Source organism: Pedobacter metabolipauper (genome assembly GCF_004362715.1).
Taxonomy (GTDB): domain Bacteria; phylum Bacteroidota; class Bacteroidia; order Sphingobacteriales; family Sphingobacteriaceae; genus Pedobacter; species Pedobacter metabolipauper.
Genome location: NZ_SNYC01000008.1, coordinates 97,044 through 122,580, shown reverse-complemented (window position 1 = coordinate 122,580; position 25,537 = coordinate 97,044). Strand labels below are relative to the sequence as shown.

The 25,537-nt window shown below is 42.7% G+C and carries 14 protein-coding genes; 8 read left to right on the top strand and 6 right to left on the bottom strand.

Going from position 1 to position 25,537, the window contains the following annotated elements:
- Nucleotides 1-2,430 (bottom strand): glycoside hydrolase family 127 protein, encoded by a 2,430-nt coding sequence (locus ATK78_RS20895; RefSeq protein ID WP_133578079.1) that lies wholly within the window; start codon nt 2,428-2,430, stop codon nt 1-3.
- A 343-nt stretch (nt 2,431-2,773) separates the two neighbouring features.
- Here ATK78_RS20895 and ATK78_RS20890 point away from each other — a divergent pair, with 343 nt between their 5' ends.
- Together ATK78_RS20890 and ATK78_RS20885 are read left to right on the top strand one after the other, a co-directional pair.
- Nucleotides 2,774-5,272, top strand: coding sequence for an alpha-L-rhamnosidase-related protein (locus ATK78_RS20890; RefSeq protein WP_208112415.1), 2,499 nt, complete (start codon nt 2,774-2,776; stop codon nt 5,270-5,272).
- A gap of 36 nt (nt 5,273-5,308) precedes the next feature.
- Nucleotides 5,309-6,139 (top strand): sugar phosphate isomerase/epimerase, encoded by an 831-nt coding sequence (locus tag ATK78_RS20885; protein WP_133578078.1) that lies wholly within the window; start codon nt 5,309-5,311, stop codon nt 6,137-6,139.
- A 2-nt stretch (nt 6,140-6,141) separates the two neighbouring features.
- On the opposite strand, the gene ATK78_RS20880 is transcribed toward ATK78_RS20885, so the two are convergent.
- Nucleotides 6,142-7,020, bottom strand: a complete 879-nt coding sequence (locus tag ATK78_RS20880; RefSeq protein ID WP_133578077.1) for an AraC family transcriptional regulator — start codon at nt 7,018-7,020, stop codon at nt 6,142-6,144.
- Nucleotides 7,021-7,190: 170 nt separating this feature from the next.
- Here ATK78_RS20880 and ATK78_RS20875 point away from each other — a divergent pair, with 170 nt between their 5' ends.
- A complete protein-coding gene (locus ATK78_RS20875; RefSeq protein ID WP_133578076.1) occupies nt 7,191-8,006 on the top strand; it encodes a phytanoyl-CoA dioxygenase family protein in 816 nt (271 codons plus the stop codon).
- A gap of 2 nt (nt 8,007-8,008) precedes the next feature.
- Here the strand turns inward: ATK78_RS20875 and ATK78_RS20870 are convergent, their stop codons facing one another.
- Nucleotides 8,009-9,658 (bottom strand): glycoside hydrolase family 32 protein, encoded by a 1,650-nt coding sequence (locus ATK78_RS20870; RefSeq protein WP_133578075.1) that lies wholly within the window; start codon nt 9,656-9,658, stop codon nt 8,009-8,011.
- 745 nt (nt 9,659-10,403) lie between these two features.
- On the opposite strand from ATK78_RS20870, the gene ATK78_RS20865 reads away from it, so the two are divergent.
- Complete coding sequence (locus ATK78_RS20865; RefSeq protein ID WP_133578074.1) at nt 10,404-12,671, top strand: S41 family peptidase; 2,268 nt, start codon at nt 10,404-10,406, stop codon at nt 12,669-12,671.
- A 29-nt stretch (nt 12,672-12,700) separates the two neighbouring features.
- Nucleotides 12,701-15,025: a TlpA family protein disulfide reductase gene (locus ATK78_RS20860; RefSeq protein WP_166664936.1), complete on the top strand. Its 2,325-nt coding sequence runs from the start codon at nt 12,701-12,703 to the stop codon at nt 15,023-15,025.
- A gap of 132 nt (nt 15,026-15,157) precedes the next feature.
- On the opposite strand, the gene ATK78_RS20855 is transcribed toward ATK78_RS20860, so the two are convergent.
- A complete protein-coding gene (locus ATK78_RS20855) occupies nt 15,158-17,887 on the bottom strand; it encodes a sensor histidine kinase (RefSeq protein WP_133578072.1) in 2,730 nt (909 codons plus the stop codon).
- Between the two features lie 288 nt (nt 17,888-18,175).
- Nucleotides 18,176-18,823: a DUF1349 domain-containing protein gene (locus ATK78_RS20850; protein WP_133578071.1), complete on the bottom strand. Its 648-nt coding sequence runs from the start codon at nt 18,821-18,823 to the stop codon at nt 18,176-18,178.
- A gap of 198 nt (nt 18,824-19,021) precedes the next feature.
- Between ATK78_RS20850 and ATK78_RS20845 the strand changes: the two genes are divergently transcribed.
- The 3 genes from ATK78_RS20845 to ATK78_RS20835 all read left to right on the top strand — a co-directional run bounded on the left by ATK78_RS20845 (nt 19,022) and on the right by ATK78_RS20835 (nt 21,858).
- On the top strand, nt 19,022-19,774 hold the full coding sequence (locus ATK78_RS20845; protein WP_133578070.1) for a response regulator transcription factor: 753 nt from the start codon (nt 19,022-19,024) through the stop codon (nt 19,772-19,774).
- A 145-nt stretch (nt 19,775-19,919) separates the two neighbouring features.
- Complete coding sequence (locus ATK78_RS20840) at nt 19,920-21,116, top strand: MFS transporter (protein WP_243732598.1); 1,197 nt, start codon at nt 19,920-19,922, stop codon at nt 21,114-21,116.
- The gene (locus tag ATK78_RS20835) at nt 21,091-21,858 is read left to right on the top strand and encodes a DeoR/GlpR family DNA-binding transcription regulator (RefSeq protein ID WP_243732597.1); all 768 of its coding nucleotides are present in this window, start codon (nt 21,091-21,093) and stop codon (nt 21,856-21,858) included. The genes ATK78_RS20840 and ATK78_RS20835 overlap by 26 nt, the downstream gene beginning before the upstream one ends.
- Before the next feature lie 48 nt (nt 21,859-21,906).
- Here the strand turns inward: ATK78_RS20835 and ATK78_RS20830 are convergent.
- On the bottom strand, nt 21,907-25,537 hold a 3,631-nt coding region (locus tag ATK78_RS20830; RefSeq protein WP_166664935.1), incomplete at its 5' end, for an MBG domain-containing protein.

Below are 25,537 nucleotides of genomic sequence, written 5' to 3'. Positions count from 1 at the left end.
TTATTGTACGGTCCATTCATGGATACCAGACGATTGCTCAACAGGCTGCTGCAATTCAAGCTTCAAAGCTGTTGTAGTCACCGGCTTAAATTTAATTACATTAAATTTATCCTTAGCAATTCCGCTATTGTTCAACACGGATACGGGAAACCAGTTTCCATCTTTTAAATAAAGCACCTTGTAAGACAGCGGGATCCGGCATCCGCCCCATGGCCCGTCATCATACCAGTAAACCTTGGATTCTGACACCGTTTGTTCTTTAACAAAATCATAGCGTACAAACTCTACCGTATTCTTTTTTGGCCACCAGTGTAAATAAGGGTAGTTGGTATCTTTTGAATCAGCAGGCTCGTACTGGTCCTTAATGGCCTCAAGCAATCGTGGGTTGTTTAATGAGGAGCTAACCTTACTGGTAGAAGCAATGGTTGGAGCAGGCTGTGGCCTGGCTGCAGATGCTTCATAAGGAATCCAAACCGTCATATCACTTGGGCCCCGGTTGGCCCAGGTATAATATGGAATTGCCGTAACTGTCTGGTCCTGCTTTAAAAGCGCATCGGTATTCAATTGTCTTTTTGTACTGCTTCCCTGAACCGCCAGTTCAGCAATTTCGTTGAGTTTATCTTTCCTGAATGAAACAGTAGCTTTTGCATTGGGATCAATCATGATGTTTTGAACCAGTCCATCTTTGTTATCCGGACCTTCCAAACAGTAAACGATCGGCCCGCGCTGAAAGGCAAACCTTCCGGCATCATCTTTTACTTTGGCATTTGCAATTACTTTTTGAACCTCCATTGGAAGATCAAGAGTTAGTTTATCCCCTTTTTTCCAGGTTTGATCTACAACAGCATATCCTTTGATCATTTGATAGGCAACCGGTTTTCCATTCAACAACAGGGTTATGGGGGTCTTAACCCCGCCCATATAAGAATACAGATCACCGGGGATGGGAGATTGTGCCGCCCAGCCCGGTACCCGGATATTTAATGCAAAGCGCATTGTTTTTTCCGGATCAATGGCCATTTCAACCTTTCCGCTCCAGGGATATTCCGTAACCTGGGTCAATGCTACCTTACCCGATTTGAGGGTCACACCGGCACTATTACCCATAAACAGGTTTACATACAGATCGTTATTATTCTGTGCATACACATATCCGGGCACAGAGGGCAGGAAACGGGTCATATTAGAAATGCAGCATGCACAGCTAAACCATGCGCTGCGCTGATGCTGGTGCATGGAGGCGAGCGGGTTTGGATAAAAGAACCGGTCTCCGCTGAGTGATACGCCGGACAATAAGCCATTGTACAGCGTCCTTTCCAGCACGTCAATATATTTGGCATCACCATGGAGCAGAAACATACGGCTGTTCCAGTAGATATTTGCAATGGCGGCACAGGTTTCAGCATAGGCCGACATATTGGGTAATTGATAAGCATCACCAAAAGCCTCTCCCGCACCAGTTGCGCCAATTCCTCCGGTAAGGTAAAGCTTTTTGTAAACTACATCTTCCCAGATCCGGTCAATCGCTTCCAGGTATTTTTCATCTCCCGTCAGTGCGGCAACATCAGCCATTCCAGTATACATATAGGTGGCACGTACCGCATGTCCTATGGCAGTATTCTGATCGATCACCTTTGCATTTGCCTGATTGTAGGCCGTGCCTTTAGGACCTCTCACATCCAGAAAGAACTTAGCAAGGTCCAGGTATTTCTTATTCCCGGTGATCCTGTACAAACGAACAAGGCCGATCTCTACCACCTGGTGTCCGGGGTAGATCTGAAGCTTACCGGGACCGAAGTCCTTCACCAGCAGATCCGCATTTTTGATCGCAATGTCCAGCAGGGATCTTTTACCGGTAGACTGGAAATGTGCTGCCGCAGATTCAAATAAATGTCCCGAGTTATACAGCTCATGGCTGAGGTCTTCTTCCTTTTCCCATCTCTTGGTCCCGATCCATTCATGTGGTGTTTTGGCATTCGCCGTACGAAAGGTAAACAGGTAACCATCTTTCTCCTGAGCTGCACCGATCATGGTAATCAATGAATCTATATACCGCTCAAGCTGCGGATTCTTTTTAACCTCCATCGCATACGATGCGCCCTCAATAACCTTGTAGATATCGGTATCGTCAAATGGAAACTGTGTAAGCTTGCCGGTCTCCATTTCATGTGCCGCTTTATGAAAGTTATCCATGCGGCCATTCTCTTCGCACTTTTGCAGCGTATAAGGAATGGTAATATTTGCATTAATCTCCAGCTTGGGTGCCCAAAACTTGTCATTCACATGCACATGTGTAAAAACTACCGGTTGTATCGGGTAATCCCTGTTTTGTTGTGCAGCAGCTGTGAGCAAAGTGAGCACATTCAGCGCGCAGAGTACGAAACTTAACGCAGTTAAAAAAGTGAGTAATGATCTAGTTTTCCGTTTCATAATGTAATAACCGCTTTCAAATCCTTTAGTCCAATTCAAAATTAAAACAATGGCAGTAAATACAGGGCTCGGATATTACCTTCTAATACTAGTAAATTAACAGAATTATTCTTTACCCAGCAGGTTGATCTGAATTTGTGCAGGTCACAGGATCAATCGATCTTAATGCTAATTTCCATACATTTATGTAAAAGGACCTTATAGCTTGTTCATATACAAAAGCAAATTCTGCGAGACACCGACCGGCTCTAATATATCAGAAAGTACAAACAATTAAGCATTGGCAATAAGATCTTATGTATTTTTTGCTTTAGTTTTGAAAGACACACCAATAGACTTATTGATGATTAAATTCAGCCTACTATTTTCGACCTTTTTCTTCCTCTTTCAGGGGATGTGCTTTTCAATGGGAAGTGCAGATACCAGGATACAGCGTGATGCAGATGCGAAGACGATTACCATCACCGTTCCCGACAAGAAACTGGCTATTACCATTGATTATTCAAACGGATGCACCATCAAACAATTGATCTTAAAAGGTAAGAATACCTTATCTGCGTCGGGCATTTATTCAGGGATCCGGACCAAAAGCCAGGCATACACTTCTCAGGATAATGCAGGTACGATCCAGGTTGTTGAAAATGCAGGTGGTGTAACCTTAAGCGGCATAAAGTACGGAGACAAAGATATAGCCGTCCGGGAAACCTGGAACTTCAAAATTAATAGGGATAAGATCCGCTGGGACATTACCCGTGAGTATTCAAATGCTGCTACATTGGAAGAAATGGCCTTTCCTAAATGGAATTTCTCCGACCTGTCTGTATGGAAAGGCGGAATTATGGATAATGGTGGAATGGTTTGGTGTAAATACCTGAAACAGGTAAATGACACTTATGGTGTGCATACCGGGGGGGTCACATTCTGGAATGCCGAATCCGGTGATGCATTGCGCATTACGGCTATACCCGTTAAAGATCATCAAATCGCATCCGCCTATTCCCACAGTGCGCAGAATGAATTTACCCTTACACACCAGGTCACTGAATCTCAATTGCAGCAGCGCTATAATTTAAGCCGGTTTGTATCCGGAAGGGCCAATGTATTTGCACCTTTCGAAATTAAAAAAGGAATAGTCAAAGTAAGTTTCGAGCTGCAATATATCGATTATTTCAAAGCATATTCCAGGGGAACTCTTCCAGGCATCGATGCGGCAGCCGTTCGTGAACTCCTGAATACCACCGGCAGATATGGTGTGGTAGACAATAACATTATAGGTGCCAACGGCTGGCTTACCAATTGGAAATGTTTGCATGAACCTTTCTTCGCCCAGATTGGAATGGCTCTGAATGACCCAAATTATACCAAAAACATGTCATCCACACTGGATCAGGAACGTGACCAGGCGATGCTTAATGATGGACGTGTGCTATCGCGCTGGCACAATGCCGCAGGAGATGAAATACCAGGAACCTATAATTCCAAAACAGGATATTACGAAGCGATGTGGGGATATACGATAGACTCGCAAACGGGCTATATCATCAATGCCAGTGAGCAGTTTGATGTAAATGGTGACATCAATTGGCTGCGGTCACATCAGGTAAGTTGTGAAAAGGCATTGGACTGGCTGATCAGAAGGGATTCCAATAAGAATGGGATCTTTGAAATGATGAATAATAATGTGTCCGAGCAAAAGGCAAGCGACTGGCTGGATATTGTTTGGGCAAGTTTTGAAAACGCCTTTGTCAATGCACAAATGTATGAAGCCCTAACGTTGTGGGCTAACTGCGAAAAGACGCTCGGGAATAAGGAAAAGGCAGATTATTATTCAGCCGTGGCGTTACGCCTTAAAACAGCATTCAACAAACCCATCGAAGAAGGCGGCTTTTGGTCGCCCGCCAAAAAACAATATGTATACTGGCGGGACAACGACGGGTCTGTTCATGGCAATAACCTGGTAACTCCGGTAAACTTTGCAGCCATTGCATTCGGACTATGTGATGATCCGCAGCGGATTGCGCTGATCCTCGATCAGGTAGAGCAGCGTACCGAAGCTGAGAATCTGTTCCACTGGCCATTGTGTTTTGATTCGTTTACACGGGAAGAGGTTAGCGGTGGAAACTGGCCGTTCCCTAAATATGAAAATGGCGATATCTTCCCTACCTGGGGATACCTTGGCATTAGGGCTTATGCTAAATATGATAAAGCCATCGCCCTGAAATATATCAATAACATACTGGAACAATATAAAAAGGATGGCCTCTCCTCACAGAGATACAGCAGAGTTACCCAAATGGGTCTTGGAGATGATATTTTAGCGGGCATCAGCACCACTATAACTGCATTATACAGAGATATCTATGGCCTGCGGCCGAAGTGGAACAGAATGGGCATAGAACCAAATATGAGCAAAGAACTGGATGGAACAGCATTTTCATATACCCATCTCAACACGGTGTATGCCCTAAAATTAAGTGTCAACGCGTATACCATGAGCACCAATGGCTTTTCCATTCGAAGTAAAGAAGGATTCGGGGCCGTTAAGACCGGAAATCTGTTAACTTATTATCCACAGAATAAAGACACCATGTTACTCCAGGTCAATGCGGCTTCAAAACGCCGCATCAATATGGAAATCAGTTCATGGAATGCAGCAGCATACTCTTGGATAGTCAACTCTGCTGACCGCTACAGATTCTCCATAAAAGGGTTACAGCCTGGTGCTGCTTATTTACTGAAAATCAACAATACCGTGCAAAGTGTACGTGCAAAAATTGATGGAAGCTATTCTATTGAAAAGGTCTGTAAACCGGCAACTAAATTCAGTATAAAAAAAGCTTAAGATAGATTTGGAGGCAGTATGATCATTTAACCCGATATGAAAGTTAAAATACTTAGTCCCCTCTGGGGGCATGAACACCTTCCAATGAAGGAGTTTCTGGATCAGATCAAAGATGCTGGTTACGATGGGGTAGATACCTGGATACCCGAACTCATCAGCGACCGGCGAATTCTTTTCAACTACCTGCAGCAGCATAACCTCGATATCGTTACGCACCAGCACAGTGCCTGCGGAAGTACTTTTAAAGCGTTCAAGTTATCCTTTATCAAAAACCTTCATGCCTGTGCCGAGCCTGGCCCTATACTGATCAATTCCCATACCGGTAAAGATTATTTTTCTTTATCTCAAAACATCGAACTGCTGGATGCTGCACAAGAATTTACAGAGAAAACCGGCATCCTGGTCACTCATGAAACACACCGGGGCAGATTGGGATATTCACCACAAATGATGGAAACCATTTTTCAATTGCGTAAAGATATACCCATCACTGCAGATCTGTCTCATTGGGTTTGTGTAACAGAAAGTATGCTGGAAAATTTTAAGGCTGCTGTGGATAAAACACTAAGCAGAAGCAGGCACATCCATGCACGGATTGGATTTGAGCAAGGACCACAGGTACCAGATCCAAGGGCTCCAGAATGGGAATATGCGCTAAATAAATTTCTGAGCTGGTGGGATGAAATTATCCACATCAATGCCAGTAGAAATTGTGATGTGCTGCCCGTTACTACAGAATTCGGGCCACCGCCATATATGCCGGTAATTCCCTTTACCAATTTACCGGTTGCCAGTCAGTTTGAGATCAACTGTTTCATGAAAGACTTATTGGCTCAGCGATACCAGCAATACCGTAGTCCCAATTGATGTTATGCTTTTTCCCCTCTATATTCTTTAGGAGCCATTCCATTCTTTTTCTTGAATAGCCTTGAAAAATAAAATATAGAACCGAAACCCGTCTTGTAAGCCACTTCATTAATGGTCAAATTGGTTGATGCCAGGAGTTCTTTTGCTTTATCAAGCCTCAAATCAAGATGGTATTGATTGGGTGAAACACCCGTTATCTCTTTAAACGCTTTTCTAAATTTAGAATAACCCATTGGCAGCTCCTTAACCATCTCTTCGAGATTAACAGGTGTATCAATAGATTCCTGCAGCAGAAATTTGGCTTTCGATATCAGCTTCGACCTGCGATCGGAATCGGATGTTCTGTATTTAGAGATGGAATGTAGTAATCCAAGGATCTGCATCGTAATTCCAGCAATAACCTGGGGATATCCCATTTCTGCAACAACTGATTTTTGGATCAGGGTATGAAACAGCGATAGCAATTCTTCATTGAGGCCTACTTCCAGGAATGGGTTTTCCGGTGTAAATATTCCTTTTTGCATGAGTTCATTTGGATAAGCTCCATTAAATCCCACCCAGTATTCTTCCCATCCGGAATAAGGTTGAGGCTTATACCTGTGCCATACACCCGGATATATAAAAAAGCAGGATCCCGCTTTGATCTTTTGGGTTTTTACTTTGGCAGATTCCAGCAAACCTTCTCCCTTAGTTACAAAAACCAGGTAATAGCTATCAAGGATCCTTCCCTTGTCCCAGGTAAAAGAATGATCGCTTGGATGATGCCTGTTGTTGGGGTAATTCTTATTGGGACCAACCTTTGCAGAGCCAACCGTATTGACATAAAAACCCCAGTTTTTTTCGAAATCACTAATGTTTAAATATTTATGGTAATTTTCCATAGACCAGGTTTCATATAAGGTTTGAATTTAAAGATAATACAACGGTAATACTCATCCGGAATGTATTTGTTACGAATATCAAAAAACACAAATACAATGGTTTTTAGTAAAATAGAGGCTCAAGTGCTTTGTTTAGTTTTGTTTAGCTCAAACAACATCAAACGAAAAACATGAATACCCAGATCACACCAGCACAAATTGAATCCTATCAAAAAAATGGTTATGTCGTAATTGAGGACTTCCTTAATGCGAATGATCTTGAAAAATGGCGACTGGCGGTTACAGAAGCGGTCGCAGACCGGAAAGGCCAGAAAATACCCGGTAAAGCCGTCCATGCGGGTGAAGATGACGGAATAAACAATGATGCAGAATATCACAATAAAGTATTTGATCAACTGATCAACCTTTGGCAAACCAGCGAAAAGGTAAGTGAGCTCATGCTGGATCCAAAGATTGGTGAAATGGCAGCAACACTTGCAGGTGTAGACGGCATCCGGATCTGGCATGATCAGGCCCTGATCAAAAAGCCCTGGGCCAATCCAACATCATGGCATCTTGATACCCCATTCTGGTCTTTTTCAGACCGGAATGCATTGTCCATATGGGTTGCCCTTGATGATGCAACACTGGAAAACGGATGCTTGTTCTTCATACCTGGTTCTCATAAGGAGACCAGTTTTGACAATCCGGGTATCGGCAAAAACATGGATGCCATATTCCGCTATTATCCGTCTTTTATAACTTCCAAATCAGTAGCTGCACCCATGAAAGCAGGAAGCTGCTCTTTTCACAACGGCCTTACCATTCATGGTGCACATGCAAACATGACACCCGGTATGCGAAGGGCAATGACCTGTGCGTATATGCCAGACGGAAGCACCTACAATGGCATCGCAAATGTACTTCCTGACGAATACTTGAATACGCTAACGATTGGCGACCCTTTGATCAATGAATCTCAAAATCCATTGTTATTTAAACGCTGAGATTACTTCCAGATCGACTTAACGGAATAAATCCCGAGGTTCTTCACTTCTACCTCATTTCCCCAGAAATGCAATCCTTCTTTGTTGTCTGAACGGGGTCTTCTTTCCATCGAATAAGAATAGGCCCCATTGTCTACAAATACCTCTATGGACGTGCGGTCAACATAAATGTCAACGTCCAGCTCCATGCTGGTGATGGCATCCGGCGAATAGAACACCCCATTGATCAGGTTAAAGTTCATGTCATAATCTACCACACGCTGGCCGAACAGGTTAAATCCTGCACTGGTTGCATAAGACAACTTAATGGTAGCTTTAACCCTGAAGCGGTCTGAATTGTAGAATTCCTTAAGTTTTTGATTCGCTTCAGCAGGCGTTAAGGAAGGCCATTGATGCACACGTTCAAACAATTGGGTAGTTTCTTTAACCGGCATGCTAAACATCCTGATTCCGTTCTTCGTAGTATGAAGCGTAAGTTCTGTCGGCATAAGCATCATATTGTTAAAAGGCATTCCGGGCTGTTGCACCTTACCCCAACCAATCTGGATCCTCCTTGGATCACTTTCAGGCATATTGGTAAAGGTTTGGGCAGCATAGATCGTTCCCGTTACGTTATAATGTTTGCCAGACTCAGGTGTAAAGGTTTTTCCGTCGAATGAGCCGATCATGTACGTATTAGATGCCCCATACATCACCCATTTTGTTTTATTTTTATCACCATCAACAGGCAGTTCAAATAGATCGGGGCATTCCCAAAATCCGGTAACATGGCTTTCATAGGTCCAGTCTTTCAGATTTTTGGAATTATAGATGGAATGACCATCACGTTCATTGAGTACCATGACCCAATGATTGCCGGGTTTATACCAAAACACCCGCGGATCCCGCGTATCCTTGCTTTTCCATTTATCTTTAGAGTCTATTACGGGATTCTTATCATATTTTGTCCAGGTACGGCCTTTATCGAGGCTATAGGCAACACATTGAATTTCGCGGTCTGGATTGTCTGCCGTGTAAAGGGCAACCATTGCCGGTATATTTCCTTTATTAAAACCCGCGGTATTGTTGTAATCGATCACGGTTGAACCGGAAAACATCGTTCCAAGCTTATCCGGCGATAACGCAACAGGAAGCTCTTTCCAATGGTTCATATCCGTACTCACGGCATGTCCCCATGACATATTTTCCCATTCTCTTTCGTAGGGATTGTGCTGATAAAAAAGATGGTATTCTCCTTCGTAAAAGATCATTCCGTTCGGATCGTTAATCCAACCTCTTCTCGAGGTAAAATGAAACTGCGGACGGTTCTTTTCGTTGTAGAGAGAATCCTGCCCTGCGATTTGATCGTCCTGATAGATCTTACTCAGTCCTGCCCCATGTCCATCGTAACTAATGTTGATGGTTTTTCCTTTTAAGGCAGACATATCACAAAATACCCAATACTCAGGTTCATTGGCTGCCAGTCTGATGCGGAATGAGCGCTCCTGTTTACCGGCAATACTGAATTGCATGGTACCTCTGTCCTGGCGCTGGGAAATGGGCAGATTCAAATACTTTTTGGTAATTTTAATGGTGATGTCTGCCGAATTTGCAGTGAGTACACTACAGAAGACAAAGCCTGCAGTCAGTATAAATCTTATTATTCCTTTCATACGTTAATTTTAAATGCCGGGTTTTTCAGGCAAGTGTAACTTCAATAGCACGATTTGTGGTGACGGGCAACATCGAAGATTCTCTAATTTGCATTAAAAATATAAGAAAAAAGGGAAAAACCATAAACGATTGGTTTATTGCATAGCAGATTATATTCTCATTTCAGCATTTGTTTAGAGACCATTAATCTAGTTAAATTATCGTTATACGATAATTTCATAAAATTGCTTAGGGCGCTTAATTCTTTAAAACACAAGGGTGCAGAACTTAGAGGGTTAGCGTCCTTATCATGCTAAAAATAATTCTTATTTTAGCATCCGGAAGACTAACATCCAGTAAAACCTCCTAAAATTTGCCGCGTTAAAGCGGCAGTAAAGAGCAGCACAAGGGTAGTACTTTTACAGGGTGCTAACAGGGTCGTGACAGGGTGCTAACAGGGTGGTAACAGGGTCAAAAGCGTATGGACACATTGCAGGCACCTAGTCAGTCTTAAGTTAATAAATAATAGCTCCCGAAGGCTATATCAATTCTACCTGAATTCAAGCGCTGTTATATTACTTTTAATGCCGTTAAGCAGCGTTTATTGAAACAGCTATTAACCGAAAATTCATAGATCGACCGCTGAACAAAGATTAGATTCCAGCAAATTATTACTTTAAAAGAAAACTTAAATTTTAGACAAAAGATGTGTTTGCAAAGAGTTACCAGTAGTTAAAAAAAGTTAAACCAGCCCGGTTTATAAACATGCAAAACCGAAATCCTGTATTTTGCGGCATGAAACTGATTACCTGGCCAATTTTAGCAGCATTACTCGTATGTTTTAGTTCAGTCCTCTACGGACAGCATAAATTTAACGGCAATTTTGAGATATTAGACCGCACCGGCAATCCCCTTGGCTGGGATTTCACGCTAAAAAACCAGACCAACTACCTGGTAAAACTCGACAGTACTGTAAAGCGGCAAGGTAAATATTCAGTCTCCATCACCAACAGGCCGGGACCAGATTATGGATCAATCGTTTTTAGGATCAATAAGCGATATCGGGGTTCACGTTTGGTATTGGGCGGCAATCTGAAGACCAAAGATGTGACTGACGGCTTCGCCGGACTTTGGATGCGTACGGATGGGGCAAATGGTAAACGCATCTCTTTTGACAACACAGAAAAGCCTGCTTTTAACGGCACAAATGACTGGAAGGAATTTATGATCCAGCTGCCATACGACGGTCGCGAAGTAGCAACCATTCATGTTGGGGCCGTAATGGCTGGCAAAGGTACCATGTGGGTGGACAGCCTGCGATTATATATCGATGAAAAACCAATAGACGATGTATTAGAAATACAGTTACCCCTGTACGAGGCATTGAATGATACCCAGTTCGACAAAAGCTCTGGCATTGATACCATCCTTTTTACACCATCAGGCCAGAAATATTTAACGGTACTCGGCGAACTTTGGGGTTTCTTAAAATACCACCATCCCGCAATTGCGAATGGAAAATTCAATTGGGATGCTGAACTGTTCAGAATATTACCGGATCTCATCCGTTGCACAAATGATATGCAGGCATCCATGCTGATGGAAAGATGGGTGGATAAACTCGGACAGGTTAAACCCTGCACGAATTGCAAAACACCTACAGCACCGGGTCTTATCGCGTTAAAACCCGATTATGGCAGCCTCTTTAAAAATAAGATCTTTAGTAACACGCTCTCCAATAAACTCGCCTATATTTTAAAGAACAGCAATAACCTCACTCATTATTACGTGGATGGCCTTAAGGATGCCGCTCACACTTCCTTTCCGCATGAAAGTAGTTATGCAGATAAAAAGTATCCCGATGCCGGACAGCGGCTACTAGCCTTATACCGCTATTGGAACACCATTCAATATTTTTCGCCATACAGGGATCTAACTACAGAAAACTGGAATAGTGTCCTTCCCGCGTTCATTCCACAGGTCATTAAGGCACATGATGAATATGAGTATGTAAACACGATAACCCGGCTAATTGCATCCATACACGATTCACATGCCTTTATTGAAAGTGAAGTGCGTGAGCGCAGCTTTGGAAAATATAAACTACCGTTTGATGCCGCCTTTGTTGAAAATCAGTTTGTGGTAGTGAGTTCATTAAAAAAAACAGCAGACGACCGTAAGAACCTGCGGCTTGGAGACATCATTACGGCAATCAATGGAGAAAAGGTGCAATCGCTGGTTAATAAATATACACCGCTCACACCTGCTTCCAACCGGGGCACTGTCTTGCGGGATATGAGGGGTCTTTATTTGCTTAGAGGCAATGACAGTTTATTTACCTTACAGATCATTAGGGATCATTTACCGCTTGCCATTGTTCAATCCGGCTCACAGGCCAGATCGAGCGACCTATATCTGATACCTCCAAAGCCTGTTTACCATTTGATTGACGATGATATCGGTTATATCCACTGCGAAACCTATCAAAATACGCAGCTGGACAGCATAAAAACACGATTCAAAAACACCAAAGGCATTATAGTGGATATGCGTGGCTATCCGATTGATGTGATCGAGAGTACCCTGGCTGCTTACTTTAAATCAGGACCCAGTGACTTTGTGAAGTTTAGTGAACGGTCGATCAGCCAGCCTGGAACCTTCATCTTTAAACCTGCTGTTAAGAACGGAACCATATCAACCAATTATTACAAAGGAAAAGTAGTTGTTCTGGTCAATGAAAATACGCAGAGCAATTCAGAATTTGTAACCATGGCCATGCAGAGTGCACCGAATGTGACCGTTATAGGCAGTACATCTGCGGGAGCAGATGGCAACATCACGCCCATTTACTTACCTGGTGGAATCACAACATGGATTTCCGGAATAGGTGTATATTATCCGGATGGCTACAATGCGCAACGGGTTGGGGTAAAAATTGACCGGATTGTAAAGCCCACGGTTAAAGGCATTAAAGAACGCAGAGACGAGGTTTTAGAAGAAGCCAAGAAACTAATCAGAATAGACAACCATTAATCACTATCTTGTAACTCATGATCAACGCTATGAAAATCAAACTCTTACTCGCCTTTCTCTTTATTTCTTCAATTGCCGGCGCGCAAACATTAGAACTGAAAGCCGGACAAAAGTTCAGCTATGAAGGACTGAATAAATCAAACCTAAAGAACCCGAAATATCGTTCAAGTAATTACCAGTACTGGAAAACAAATTTTGAGGTAATTGCCCATAATAATGGCATTTATACGATAAAAGCATCACCCGAGTTATTTCTTACACAGTGGTCCGACAAAATTCTTGACTCTACAGTTCCCTTTGCGGAACAGCCTGAAGAGTTTTCAGCCATCGCAAATAAAGTGATCAGCAACAGCTCCTATGAGCTAATGGTTGATAAAAATGGAAATATCACAGCGATACACGGAGTGGCTAAGATCAAGGAAGCTATTCTGGCAAAATTAAAAGAATTACGCACTCCTGAGCCTAATCAAAAGCACCAGAAAGTTGCTGACATGATAGTCACAGATGAGCGCTTTAAAATGCTTTCCGCATTCTTTAAATATCCGGGTAAAAATTTAGACACGACTTTCCGTACCAACCTCACAGATCAGACTACCAGCCATCAGTTAAAAAAGGAAGCCACGATAGGAAATTCCAGCAGACTAATCTCCTCCTATACTCTTGACTCTGCCACAAATACAATATCTGCGACGGGTGCAGCCATCAACAGTTCATATACCATGAATAGGTTTAATCTGGTATCAACAGACAGCAAAACTAAACTCGCGGTATTACCGCTAATGTATGAAGCGAAAATCACCTTAAATTACAAAGATTATTACACACCGATTAACAAGGCAATCCGTACCATACATGATCTCGCAGATCTTTTTAATAAAGAAAAAGGCAGCCAGACCATAGAAGCAGAGATCATGAAAAGGCTTAGTGCGCTGGACAAAGGATTTGCAAAAGACGACTATCAATATCTGGGTGCCAAACTAGGCGTTTTAACTTATGTGGGTGATGGTTATGAGGAGATTCTTGCCAAAGTTCCCTATGAATTCTTACCGGATGAGAACGATGTTGAAAATAAGATGGCTGATGATTTGGAACGGGGTGACCTAAGTAATGTTAAAAAAGCAGTTGAGCTTTGCTTCACTAAATTTAAAGGAGAGGATTATTACCCAATGAATATGGAGAACGCCTCTACTTCAATACATGACCAATTCGGTGGTTTGGTTTATCGAATGAAAGATCGTGATTCCCTTAAAATGGCACTAAATATCATTGAACAGATAGAGGAACTTAAAGTACCTATAGCGACAGCGCTTTTCAAGGGAATGAAAACTTATGTTCAGGCCAGACTGGCAACTGATCAAAATGAGTTGACCAAAATAGCTGATATACACTTCAATTCTGTATTCGATAAAGCAGGCCGCTATCGGATCCTGATTTACGATGAGCTGATGAAAAAGAACGTTCCCGATTCGATCTTACTCGCCTATATTGATTATACAATTGATTTGAGCAAGAAGAAAATAGAGATGATCAACTCTGGATCTATTGAAAACATAAGTCCTTTCACTTTCCAGTATTCGATTAGCCCTAACAAAATAGTTTACAAAAAAAATCTTGCTGATGCCTATTATCGCAAAAGCAAGTTCAATAAGGACACGGAAGCAGCTTACCTGCAAATGGCGGCTGATTATTTACCCACCCAGCAGGACATTGTCGATAACCAATTTGGTTTAACAGCAGAGTACAAGTTTACACCGTTTATAGCTTATACTGATCTTTATCTGGCTTCTGGCGGGAGTTCCGGTCTGAATGACGATGCCAAATTGCAAAAATATGTTGATATGGTGATCATGGAACCGGAACGATATCCTATACTAAAAGAAAAGTACTTTAAGACTTATCCTGATGGGGACTTCAAAGCTTTCTTTAGTGCGGCATTGAAAGCTAAATTACCACTTGTACCCCAATTCTCACTAAGCGAACGCTCCGGAATGGTTGTTGCCAATAAAGATCAGCAGAACAAATTTGTATTTGTAGATTTCTGGGGAACGTGGTGCGGCAGCTGTGTTGCAGAGATTGATAAAATTGATGCGATACATTTAAAAAACCCAAATCCGGAGAAGTTAATCGTAACAACCATAGCCTGCTTCGACAAGAAGAAAAATGTAGATGACTTCATGGAAAAAACGAAATATACTTATCAGGTCCTGATGTCTGACGGAAAAGTAGAAAATGATTTCAAGATCAGAGGCTATCCTACGAAACTCCTGTTGCTCCCAAATGGGGTTTATCTCACCATTTCTTATTATTCAGACTATAACGACATTCTGAACAAATATTTAAAATGGGAGATTTAATTATAAAATAGCATCTAAACGATCACCGTTTACAGTGCCATTTGGAATATTTGTGTTTACTTTTTGTATTACATAAGCTAATTCTGTGGCAAAGCCTGGACCCTGGTCATAAAAGACAGGAGTTTGAGTTGCTTAATCGATCGGGATGGTTAAGGTCGCGGTAACGCCTGCAGCGGCATCACCTGAATTACTGTTTATCTTCAATGCGCCTTCTGCGCCTTGTGCATTTAATAAATTCAGGCGTTCCCGAACCAGCTTCAAACCAAATCCATCCTGCTTTTCAGCGGCTTTTGCGATCAAACCTTTACCATTGTCAATCACTTGTATACTGAGATAACCCGGCTCTTTAGTGATTAGAATCTCGAGAATTCCTTTGCTTCCTTTCTGTGCAATTCCATGTATGATGGCATTTTCTACCAGTGGCTGAATGATCATGCCAGGGATTTCGGTAAGGTCAGTATTGATTTCTTTGTCTATCGTAATACTAAAAATGAAATCAAACCGCAGCTTTTCCAATTCTGCATAAAGCGACACGGCCTCTATTTCATCGGAGAGGCTCACAAAAGTTTTCTCTGAATTGTTGAGTACCCTCCGCATCAATAATGAAAACTTCTCCAGGTAAATATTGGCTTCCTTATATTGCTTGTTATTGATTAACGACTGAATGGAATTCAATGCGTTAAACATAAAATGAGGATTCATCTGAGAACGAATGGCTTTGATCTCCAGCTCTTTGATCTGCCTCACTAAGGATTCTTTCCTTCTGATTGCAGAGATCCTTGCTTTATAGATCCACAAAAAGATCAAGCTTGCAAACAGGATGGAGCCAATGCTCCATCCTGTTATTTTGATCAATTCAGCTTTGTCTTCCTTACTCATTGTTTTGGGAGCCAATGCCTTTTGAATGACTTCTTCGAATACTTTGTCCTGCGAAAATGTATTCGGACTTTCATTAATATTGTCCTGAATGATCCGCTGATCAGCATCGAGAACAAATGTTTTAATATCAAAAGCATCAGCCAATATGACTTTTTCCAGGTCTTTATCCAGATTCGTGACTTCTACATAGCTTACCTGAGGAAGCTTCTTAAGTTCTTCTGTAATACTGGATGCTGGATACCCTGCCCCCTTTAATTTTAATTGAACGATGAGAAAATGAACTTTTTTGGGATCCTGATTTTTAATTCTGTTTAACAGCCTGCCCATTTGCTCCGGATTGTGAAAGTTGAATGTAATGCTCAGCACCTTGCCTTTAAATTGGTTAAGGTCCAGCAGGCTGCCGTCGGAAAGTTTAATGTTCTTTAGCGGCATTGGATTTCCAGGTGCCCAGGCGGCGAGGGCCTGCCATTTTTGCTGAACAAGATTGGTAAGTGCCGTATCTCCGCAGTTGTTGATGAAATCGTCGTAATAGGGCTTCAATGTTTGTGCGGTCTTCCAGCTATTGACCATAAATTCATTTTCAAAAGCACCAGTCAGTGCAAAGTATAGCGGAAACCGTCTCAAGTGATTCAGGGAAGAAACGTAACTGCCGAGAAAAAATCCCTGACTGCCCCCATTGAACTGGTTATCCTTACTGGTCATATAAAATTGAAAACTATAGAGGAATGATGTATTCCAGGCCGCAGTATTGTAATTATTCATCAACACTGGCAGTGTATCAATCCCTTTGAAAAAATCCTTGGGAAAGTTCCCAAATCTCTGTGATTGGGGACTACTTTTGTAGTTGGTTTTTGATAAAAAATCGAGTCTTTCTTTGGCACTTTCGAAGGCAAATTTTAGATGGTGATATATCAAAACATCATCAGATAGTTGTTGATTGTATTTTTCAACCAATCTTCTGAAAGTGCTTTCATCGGCAATCTGATCTTCCATAAGATTTTTTGCCGAAAAGGATGTCGCCCCATAGGGAATTTCAGCGCTTTTCTTTGTCTGGGCAAATTTAGCCAGTTCCAATCCAAATTCGGCCATTTTTGCTGGTCTGCCTGAGAACTGCAGACTTTCAATAAGGCGACCGGCATCGGCATGAATACGAAGTGTATCTCCGGGACTTAAAATCAAAGGAATACTTAATCTTTTTGATAATGAGCTATAGTTCAGGCTGGCATCTGTTCCTTCAGTTACAAAAGCTGTCATTCTAAAACTTCCATCTTTGGCGATATGAAATTCCCTTTTCACCCCTTGTAGATTTAGCGTGAGTGGCTGCATCATTTGCACGTCGATGTTCTTGATATTCCCTTCTATAAGTACATTGGAGGCCATGGGAAATGCAGCATCAGCCAAAACAAATCTTAACCCGGTATCTTTATAGATCTGCCCGCTGTACCAATCTTTTTCATTATGGGCGATAGCAGTCAGGATAAATTGAGAAATCAAAATAGCCGATTCCTCATAAACAGGCTTCAATTGCACGGACCTGATCATGTCCGTTTTAACGGGACCAATCTGATAAAGATTTACCAACGGAAAATCATATTCAGGCATTGCAGAAAGCACCTTGCCTGTTTTATCGACGTCCAAAGTAAATCCTGGTCTAAGCGGCTTCTGCTGAATACCCTGCTGGTAAGGCGGGTAATAAGAGTCGTAACCCAAGGGACTTTTTGAGGTTGCTGAAATAATGATCCTGATCCTTTCAAAGCTGAGCATATACGTCTTATTACCCGCTGCATCAACTTCTTTCAACGTATAACGGATATTGAAACGATAGCTTTCATCATTAGGGTCACGATCGGCATCTGATACCAGGACTTCAAACCAATCACCGGGTCTCATTTTTGAAAAGGCATCACTTTTTTGTGCAAAAAGCATCTGCGGGAAGCAGAGCAGCAGCAACGCCAGCAGGTGGAAGAGTTTTTTCTGTTTCATAATTTTAAGATTTGAAACAAAAAAGCATAAAATACACCTGGCATTATAACTCCACTGAGTACATGACGTATTTGAATTACTATTCTGCAAAACCCGGCTTCAAATTTAAAGGGGCGATGAATTGATATATTGCCATTCTGATATGATCGTTAGAATCTGTTCAAACATACGAAAGATGTACAAACATCCGGCATCCCCTGAAAGGAGTCAATGGTATGAAAAAAGGCTCCCAATATGATTTGGAAGCCTTTTAGGTCGTGTCAAATATTTACGAATAACGTTAAAAGACTACTGATGGGCCTTCAGCCATTCCAGTCTGCGCTGATCTGGTAAGTGCGTAACCTTAAAGTTTTCGAACTTTGCTTCAAACCCATTTCCATCCGGACTTGCGGCCATCAGACCAACCATAACGGGTGCATTATCCTCCAGCGGAGCATTACGGGTCATGATGTATTCTTTGTCGTCAAGAGAATAAAAAATCTCTATCGCATCAAGCCTGCGCACTACCTTAATCCAGATAAAGGGTGGCACCTTATCAAGCGTCAATACACTCCAGTCACTTTTTCCATGGGTAACCACCGTGCTTACATTGAACTTCCCGTCAACAAATTCTACACCTGTCTTGATATAGTTTTTGTGATCTGTTCGTATCATCAGTCCCATCTGATCAAAACGCGCTTTATAGGCACCTGTCAGCTTTACTTTTGCCTCGAACTCGCCACCATAGTTTCCATAATAAAAAGGGGCATCATCTACGGTAAACCCGTAATGCGAGATGCGCCAGTAATCACTACCACCGGTTACCTGCATCACCAGGCTATTGTTTTTAATCTGCCATTGAGCAGGTTCATTGAACCACTGCATTTTGTCAAGGCTCTGCGCCTTAAGATCGTTCAGGCTAAACATAAGGCCTATTGCGAAAAGGATTTTTTTCATGTTTTTTTATCAATCTGATCGTTGGATGGTACTTTAAAATATTCAGGCAATGTGAGAAAACTTAACCTCCCGTCATTTTCTTTGTAATTTCTCTAAACATTTAGTCAAATCAACTCCAACTTTAGTAAGTTAGCAAAGCTATTGATGGCAGGGGCCAAATCCAATGGTAATTAATAACCATATCAATACACAAAAAACATGCGAGATATACTTGATATCAAACTGTTGTCCCAGTCATTCGAGGCAAGTCCGGATGCGGACTTAAAATTGGATAACGGTAAACTCATTGCAGAAATGTATTCCAGACTGGAAAACTGTATTAGCGTACTGAGTGATATGAGATCGAGAAGAAGCTATATCTACTATGGAGCAATTGCACAGCAGATTGGGCTTTCTACTGAGCAGGCGGAGATAGGATCGATCTGGGAAGATGAACTGCTAAACCGGGTAAATGCTGAGGACCTGCAAAAGAAATACAGGCTTGAACTCCAGTTCTTCCAGCTGCTGAACTCGATCGGGCCGGCAGAGCGGACCAATTACCAAGCCATCACCAAACTCAGGATCCGGAATGTTGAAGGTAAGTATATGCTGATCAAACATCGGCTGTTATATATTGGCAGTTCCGATGATGGAAGCATAAGGTTTGCCCTTTGCCTGTATAATATGATATATGACCATCCTGAATATGAAGTTCCCCAAAGTGTAATCATCAATACCAGCTCTGGTAAAACAATCGACTACAACCACAATAGTTTCACCGATATGCTATCTGCACGTGAGAAAGAGGTTTTGCGACTAATCAAACATGGACGCAGAAGCAAAGAAATTGCTGACAAGCTGTCCCTTAGCATCAATACAGTAAACCGGCATCGTCAGAATATATTCCAGAAGCTAAATGTGACCAATGCCATGGAAGCCTGCAAGGTTGCCGAGACGACAGGATTGTTGTAATGACCCAACTGATGCTTTGTGATCATTTAGTTTACACCTGCTTACACCAGAAATTTAGCCAGCATATTTATCCTGCTTCCCGATTAATTATCATATACCCATCACACTTGTTGCAATTTAATGCAAATTTGCTTAATATTGCAAAGTGAATGATTTAAATCGTGTAAAAAAGGCCTCTTTCGGCATTAAGGCTATTTTCCTGGTCTGTGGGTTGGCTATATCCAGCTGGGCACCCATGGTGCCCTTTGCGAAAGACCGGCTTGGTTTAAATGATGCGAACTTAGGTCTCCTTTTATTATGCCTGGGAGCAGGCGCTATCTGCCTGATGCCATTGAGCGGGTTATTTGGTCAGAAATATGGCAGCCGTAAAGTAATTATTTATGCTTCTTTTCTGATGGCAGTTATGCTGCCGCTACTATTGATCATCCAATCGGTGGTATGGATGGGTGTTGCTATTTTCATCTTTGGTGCAGCAGTAGGAACTGTTGATGTGGCCATGAATGCACACGGTGTCCAGGTACAAAATATGTATGGTAAGTCGGTCATGTCTTCCTTTCATGGTTTATTTAGTGTAGGCGGGCTTTTAGGATCACTGGGTCTTGGTGGGCTGATGAAAGCTGGATTAGAACCAATCATCGCAGCCTTGTCTATTTCAATCTTACTGATCATCATCGTAATCTTCCAATCCCGTTCTTTATTAGACCGGGATCTTGAAATGGAGGCTATTCAAAAGTTTTCATCGAACAGTGACAGCAGCAGTAAACATGCCTCATCGTCCTGGTTAAATGCCAGTGTGTTGTTTCTGGGTGCAATGTGTTTTATCGTCTTTTTATCGGAAGGTGCTATGCTGGACTGGAGTGCTGTTTTCCTAAAGGAAAACCGGGGCATTGACAACGAGTTGTCAGGGATTGGCTATGCTGCATTCTCGATTGCTATGGCCACAATGCGTCTGCTTGGGGACAAACTTGTTTCCCGTTTTAGCGGTAAAAAGGTGGTTATAGGCGGCAGCATTCTTGCGGCTATTGGGGTAATATTAGTTATAATTTCTCCGTTCTTAATTGGCGCTTTAGCTGGTTTTATCTTACTTGGTTTAGGTGCTGCAAATATCGTCCCGGTGTTTATAGGTGAAGGCGGGCGGCTGAAATCTGTTTCTGCCCTGGTTGCCATTCCTGCAATCACAACAATCGGTTATGCCGGTCAGCTTGCCGGACCAGCATTGCTCGGCTTTATTGCCCATCACTTTTCTCTTTCAACGGCATTTGGTGTAATCGCATTTCTGTTGCTGACGGTTGCCGCAGCCTATATTTTTAGAAACAATGAAAAATCACAGCAACATGGTTAAGGAGAAACGATTACAACACATCCTGAAGCTGTTACAAAATCGGGAAATGGTGACATACGATTTGTTAGCTGGTGAGCTAAGCGTTTCAGAAGACACCATTAGAAGGGACATTGAAACGCTTCACAATAACGGTCTTTTGTCAAAGATACGGGGCGGTGCCATGCTGCGATCTGAAAACCCATTAAGCTTCCAGGAGCGAACAACCTACTTGCAGGGGGGAAAGGATGTGATTGCGCTTAAAGCGCAACAACTTATAAAGAACGGACAAACCATCTTTATGGATGGCGGATCTACCATATGTGCGATAGCAGGAAGATTACCTCTAAACTCCGTTTTAAAGGTCATTACAAATAACCAGGCCGTTGTACAGATCTTATCCAGGATCCCTGAAATTGAGATCATCATTCTGGGTGGCAATTATGACCGTGATACGGCAACGAGCTCAGGAACACAGGCTATTTATGAGGCCGGCAAGTATGTGGCAGATCTTTACTTCATGGGCACCTGTGCCATTCACCATGCGTTTGGAATTACGGCTTCGTTACAAACAGAAGGCGAGTTAAAACAGGCGATGATCAAATCGTCCTTAAAAACTGTCGCATTAAGTAATGGAGAAAAGTTAGACAGCATTGAATATTTCAAAGTCTGCGATTTTAGCGGCATTGATGTGCTTGTAACAGATCTTGCAAGCGGCGATCCAAAGCTAAATAACTATAGGGCCCAGGGCTTTCAACTCTTATAAGTTCCGGGGAACTTATAAGAGTTGCCGAAGCACACCTAAAACTACCTGCTAATTTCTAACAACGGTGATAAAACCTTTTTTCTTAGGCTGTGCATTGCCAAAATCAAGAATATAGTAATATGTTCCTTCAGTTAGTGGACTTCCGCTGATGATTGCATCAAAACTATTGTCATAATTTCTCTTTTCGAAAAGAACCCTTCCGGCTCTGTCAAATACCTTCAATTCATTGTTCGGGTACTTATCAATGTTCTCTACAATGAAATAATCATTCTTCCCGTCTCCATTTGGTGTAAGGATATTCGTTGTTCTAATCGCCATATAATCAGAAAGTACCTCAATGGTGATCGTCTGAACATCGGTACATCCGCTGGCATTGGTCGCAGTAACCTGGTAGGTCGCCGTTTCATCCGGGCGGATCGTCAGCACAGCCGTATTCTGACCGCTGATGATGCCGCTTGCCGAACTCCATCTGTAACTTACGCCTCCGGTTGCGGTTAATACTGCAGTTTCTCCTTTGCTTAATGACAAGCCAACATTGCTGGTTACTGCAACTACAGACAATGCATTTACTGTAATCACAAAGCTTCTGCTATAGGTGTCGGCACCGTCGTTCGCTGTTCCGCCATCATCTTTTACCACGATGGTAACCACAGCCGTACCTGAAGATCCCGCTTTAATGCGGTAGTTTAACGTACCTGCACTGCCGGTGCCTTTGTTCACCGTCAGGCTTTCAAATAAACCTGCGTTCGTGCTGCTTAAGGTTAACGTTACATTTTGGCCGGCATCCGGACCAGCAGTAATACCTGTTAAGGCAACCGATTGCGCAGTCTGGGTATAACAAATAGTCTGATCGGAAATCACAGCCATTGTCGGGATTTCATTTACATTGCTGATATTAATGTTAAACACCTGATCCAGGTAAAAACCATGCTGGGTGGTGCTTCTTAACCGAACACTGTAAACTGCCTTGTTTTCAAAGTCAAGAGATGCACTGGTTATCAAACGCGTACCTGAAACTGCAAACAGGCTATTGTCCGTATCGCCGGATCCGCTAACCAGGCTATAGCTAAATTCAGCGGCAGGATCATCAGAGGTACTGCTTAATGTTCCAACCAAAGTACCGGCAGGTCTGTTTTCAAATACAGTAACCGCAGCAAGGGCAATAGTTGCGGGGGCGGCAGGGTTAATTTTTAATATGCCCGGAACATAGCTGATGCTGTAGTTGGCAGCAGATGCTCCTTCAGCAATAATTGGATAAGTTCCAATCGGACTTACCGGGGTCGCTACAGTTGAAACTGAGGGTTGCACCAACAATACCGATTCATTTTCATTGGCAGCAAAGCCATCATACTTCAGGGTTAACGGCGGATTAGGCTGCCCATAAACTTTCGTCTGGTTGTTGGCCGTAATTGTTAGAACGGCCTGGAGAATAGTTAACTCTGCATTTAATGTCAGGTCCTTATGATTAGCTAGTTTAACAACCGCAGTTACCGGATAGTTGCCCGCATTTGTTTGAGCATTACCGGTGTAAATTACACTTGCGCCTGGTGGCAATCCGCTTACTTCTATATTTTTAGCCGTTGCATCATATACATAGCTCTGGTTCGTCAGTGCTACACCGGTAATTGTCGCCGGGATAAGGGTTAGTCTACCCGTCAGGATAAGATCATTGAAATTCGGTTGTTTAACCGTAGCGGTAATGACATAAGTCCCAACATTAGTCTGACTATTGCCAGTATAAGTAACGGTTGCGCGAGCTGGCAGACCTGATACCGCAAGGCTTTTAGCTGTTGCATCATAGATATAGGTTTGATCTGTTAAAGTCACACCAGTTATCGTTGCCGGGGTAAGGATCAGTCTACCCGTCAGGATAAGATCATTGAAATTTGGTTGCTTAACCGTAGCGGTAATGACATAAGTTCCAACATTTACCTGGCCATTACCACTATAAGCAACGGTTGCATCAGTTGGCAGGCCTGTTACCGCGAGACCTTTAGCCGTACCGTCATAGGTAAAGGTCTGATCTGTTAAAGTAACACCTGTTATCGTTGCCTTGTTGATCTTTAGCGTAACGGTTTTACTCGATTCCAGGTAGTTGGTGGTTTCTGCAGCCTGCAGCGTAATGCTGTAACTTCCTGCATTGGTGTAGCTTTGCTGAGGGTCATAGCTAATGTTTGCCTCGCTGTGGTTTAAGGTTCCTGTTACCGATTTGCCTGTTCCGTCATACGTAAATGTTTGCGTGGCATTGGCGGTGATCACGCTTGCCGCCTTGTTGATCTTCAATTCTGCAGTCAGTTCCAGATCATTGTAGTTCGTTTGTTTAATCGTGGCGGTTATCGTGTAAGTACCGGCATTGGTTTGCTCATTGCCCAGGTAGGCAATGGTTGCATCTACCGGAAGGCCGGTTACTTCGATACTTTTAGCCGTACCGTCATAGGTAAAGGTTTGATCTGTTAAAGTAACACCTGTTATCGTTGCCGGGTTGATCTTTAGCGTAACGGTTTTACTCGATTCCAGGTAGTTGGTGGTTTCTGCAGCCTGCAGCGTAATGCTGTAACTGCCTGCATCGGTATAACTTTGCTGAGGATCGTAGCTGAGGGTCGTTTCGCTGTGGTTTAACGTTCCGGTTACCGATTTGGCGGTTCCGTCATACGTAAATGTTTGCGTGGCATCAGCGGTAATCACGCTTGCCGCCTTGTTAATTTTCAGCTCTGCGGTCAGTTCCAGGTCTGCATAATTGTCCTGCGTAACTGTAGCAGTTACCGTATAAGTGCCGGCAGCCGTTTGGTCGTTACCGGTATAAGCAACAGTTGCATCTGCTGGAAGACCGGTTACTTCAAGACTTTTAGCCGTGCCATCATAGGTAAAGGTTTGATCTGCTAAAGTAACACCTGTTATCGTTGCCGGGTTGATCTTTAGCGTAACGGTCTTACTTGATTCCAGATAGTTTGCAGTTTCTGCAGCATTGAGCGTAATGCTGTAACTGCCTGCATCGGTATAGCTTTGCTGAGGGTCATAGCTGATGGTGGTTTCGCTGTGGTTTAACGTTCCACTTACTGACTTAGCAGTTCCATCATACGTAAATGTTTGTGTAGCATCTGCCGTGATTAAGCCTAGGGCCTTGTTGATCTTCAATTCTGCCGTCAACACCAGGTCGCTATGATTCGGTTGTTTAACAGTGGCAGTTATTGTATAAGTGCCGGCATTGGTTTGATCATTATTCTGGTAGGTAATGGTGGCATCTTCCGGCAGACCTGTTACCGCAAGGCTCCTGGCTGCACCATTATAAGTATAGGTCTGAGCTGTAAGGGTCACACCAATTATCGTTGCCGGATTGATCTTTAGTGTAACTGTCTTACTTGATTCCAGGTAATTGATGGTTTCTGCAGCCTTCAGTGTAATGCTGTAACTGCCTGCATCGATATAGCTTTGCTGAGGGTCATAGCTGATGGTGGTTTCGCTGTGATTTAACGTTCCACTTACTGACTTGGCGGTTCCATCATACGTAAATGTTTGCGTAGCATCGGAAGTGATCACGCTTGCCGCCTTGTTAATTTTCAGTTCGGCGGTCAGCTCTAGGTCTTCATAATTGGCCTGCGTAACTATAGCGGTTACCGTATAAGTGCCAGCGTCTGTTTGGTCGTTACCGGTATAAGTAACACTTGCATCTGATGGAAGA

What these genes read in the sequence shown, in the direction of transcription:
- ATK78_RS20895 (WP_133578079.1), bottom strand. Translation starts at nt 2,430, where the DNA reads ATGAAACGGAAAACTAGATCATTACTCACTTTTTTAACTGCGTTAAGT.
- ATK78_RS20890 (WP_208112415.1), top strand. Translation starts at nt 2,774, where the DNA reads ATGATTAAATTCAGCCTACTATTTTCGACCTTTTTCTTCCTCTTTCAG.
- ATK78_RS20885 (WP_133578078.1), top strand. Translation starts at nt 5,309, where the DNA reads ATGAAAGTTAAAATACTTAGTCCCCTCTGGGGGCATGAACACCTTCCA.
- ATK78_RS20880 (WP_133578077.1), bottom strand. Translation starts at nt 7,020, where the DNA reads ATGGAAAATTACCATAAATATTTAAACATTAGTGATTTCGAAAAAAAC.
- ATK78_RS20875 (WP_133578076.1), top strand. Translation starts at nt 7,191, where the DNA reads ATGAATACCCAGATCACACCAGCACAAATTGAATCCTATCAAAAAAAT.
- ATK78_RS20870 (WP_133578075.1), bottom strand. Translation starts at nt 9,658, where the DNA reads ATGAAAGGAATAATAAGATTTATACTGACTGCAGGCTTTGTCTTCTGT.
- ATK78_RS20865 (WP_133578074.1), top strand. Translation starts at nt 10,404, where the DNA reads ATGCAAAACCGAAATCCTGTATTTTGCGGCATGAAACTGATTACCTGG.
- ATK78_RS20860 (WP_166664936.1), top strand. Translation starts at nt 12,701, where the DNA reads ATGAAAATCAAACTCTTACTCGCCTTTCTCTTTATTTCTTCAATTGCC.
- ATK78_RS20855 (WP_133578072.1), bottom strand. Translation starts at nt 17,887, where the DNA reads ATGAAACAGAAAAAACTCTTCCACCTGCTGGCGTTGCTGCTGCTCTGC.
- ATK78_RS20850 (WP_133578071.1), bottom strand. Translation starts at nt 18,823, where the DNA reads ATGAAAAAAATCCTTTTCGCAATAGGCCTTATGTTTAGCCTGAACGAT.
- ATK78_RS20845 (WP_133578070.1), top strand. Translation starts at nt 19,022, where the DNA reads ATGCGAGATATACTTGATATCAAACTGTTGTCCCAGTCATTCGAGGCA.
- ATK78_RS20835 (WP_243732597.1), top strand. Translation starts at nt 21,091, where the DNA reads ATGAAAAATCACAGCAACATGGTTAAGGAGAAACGATTACAACACATC.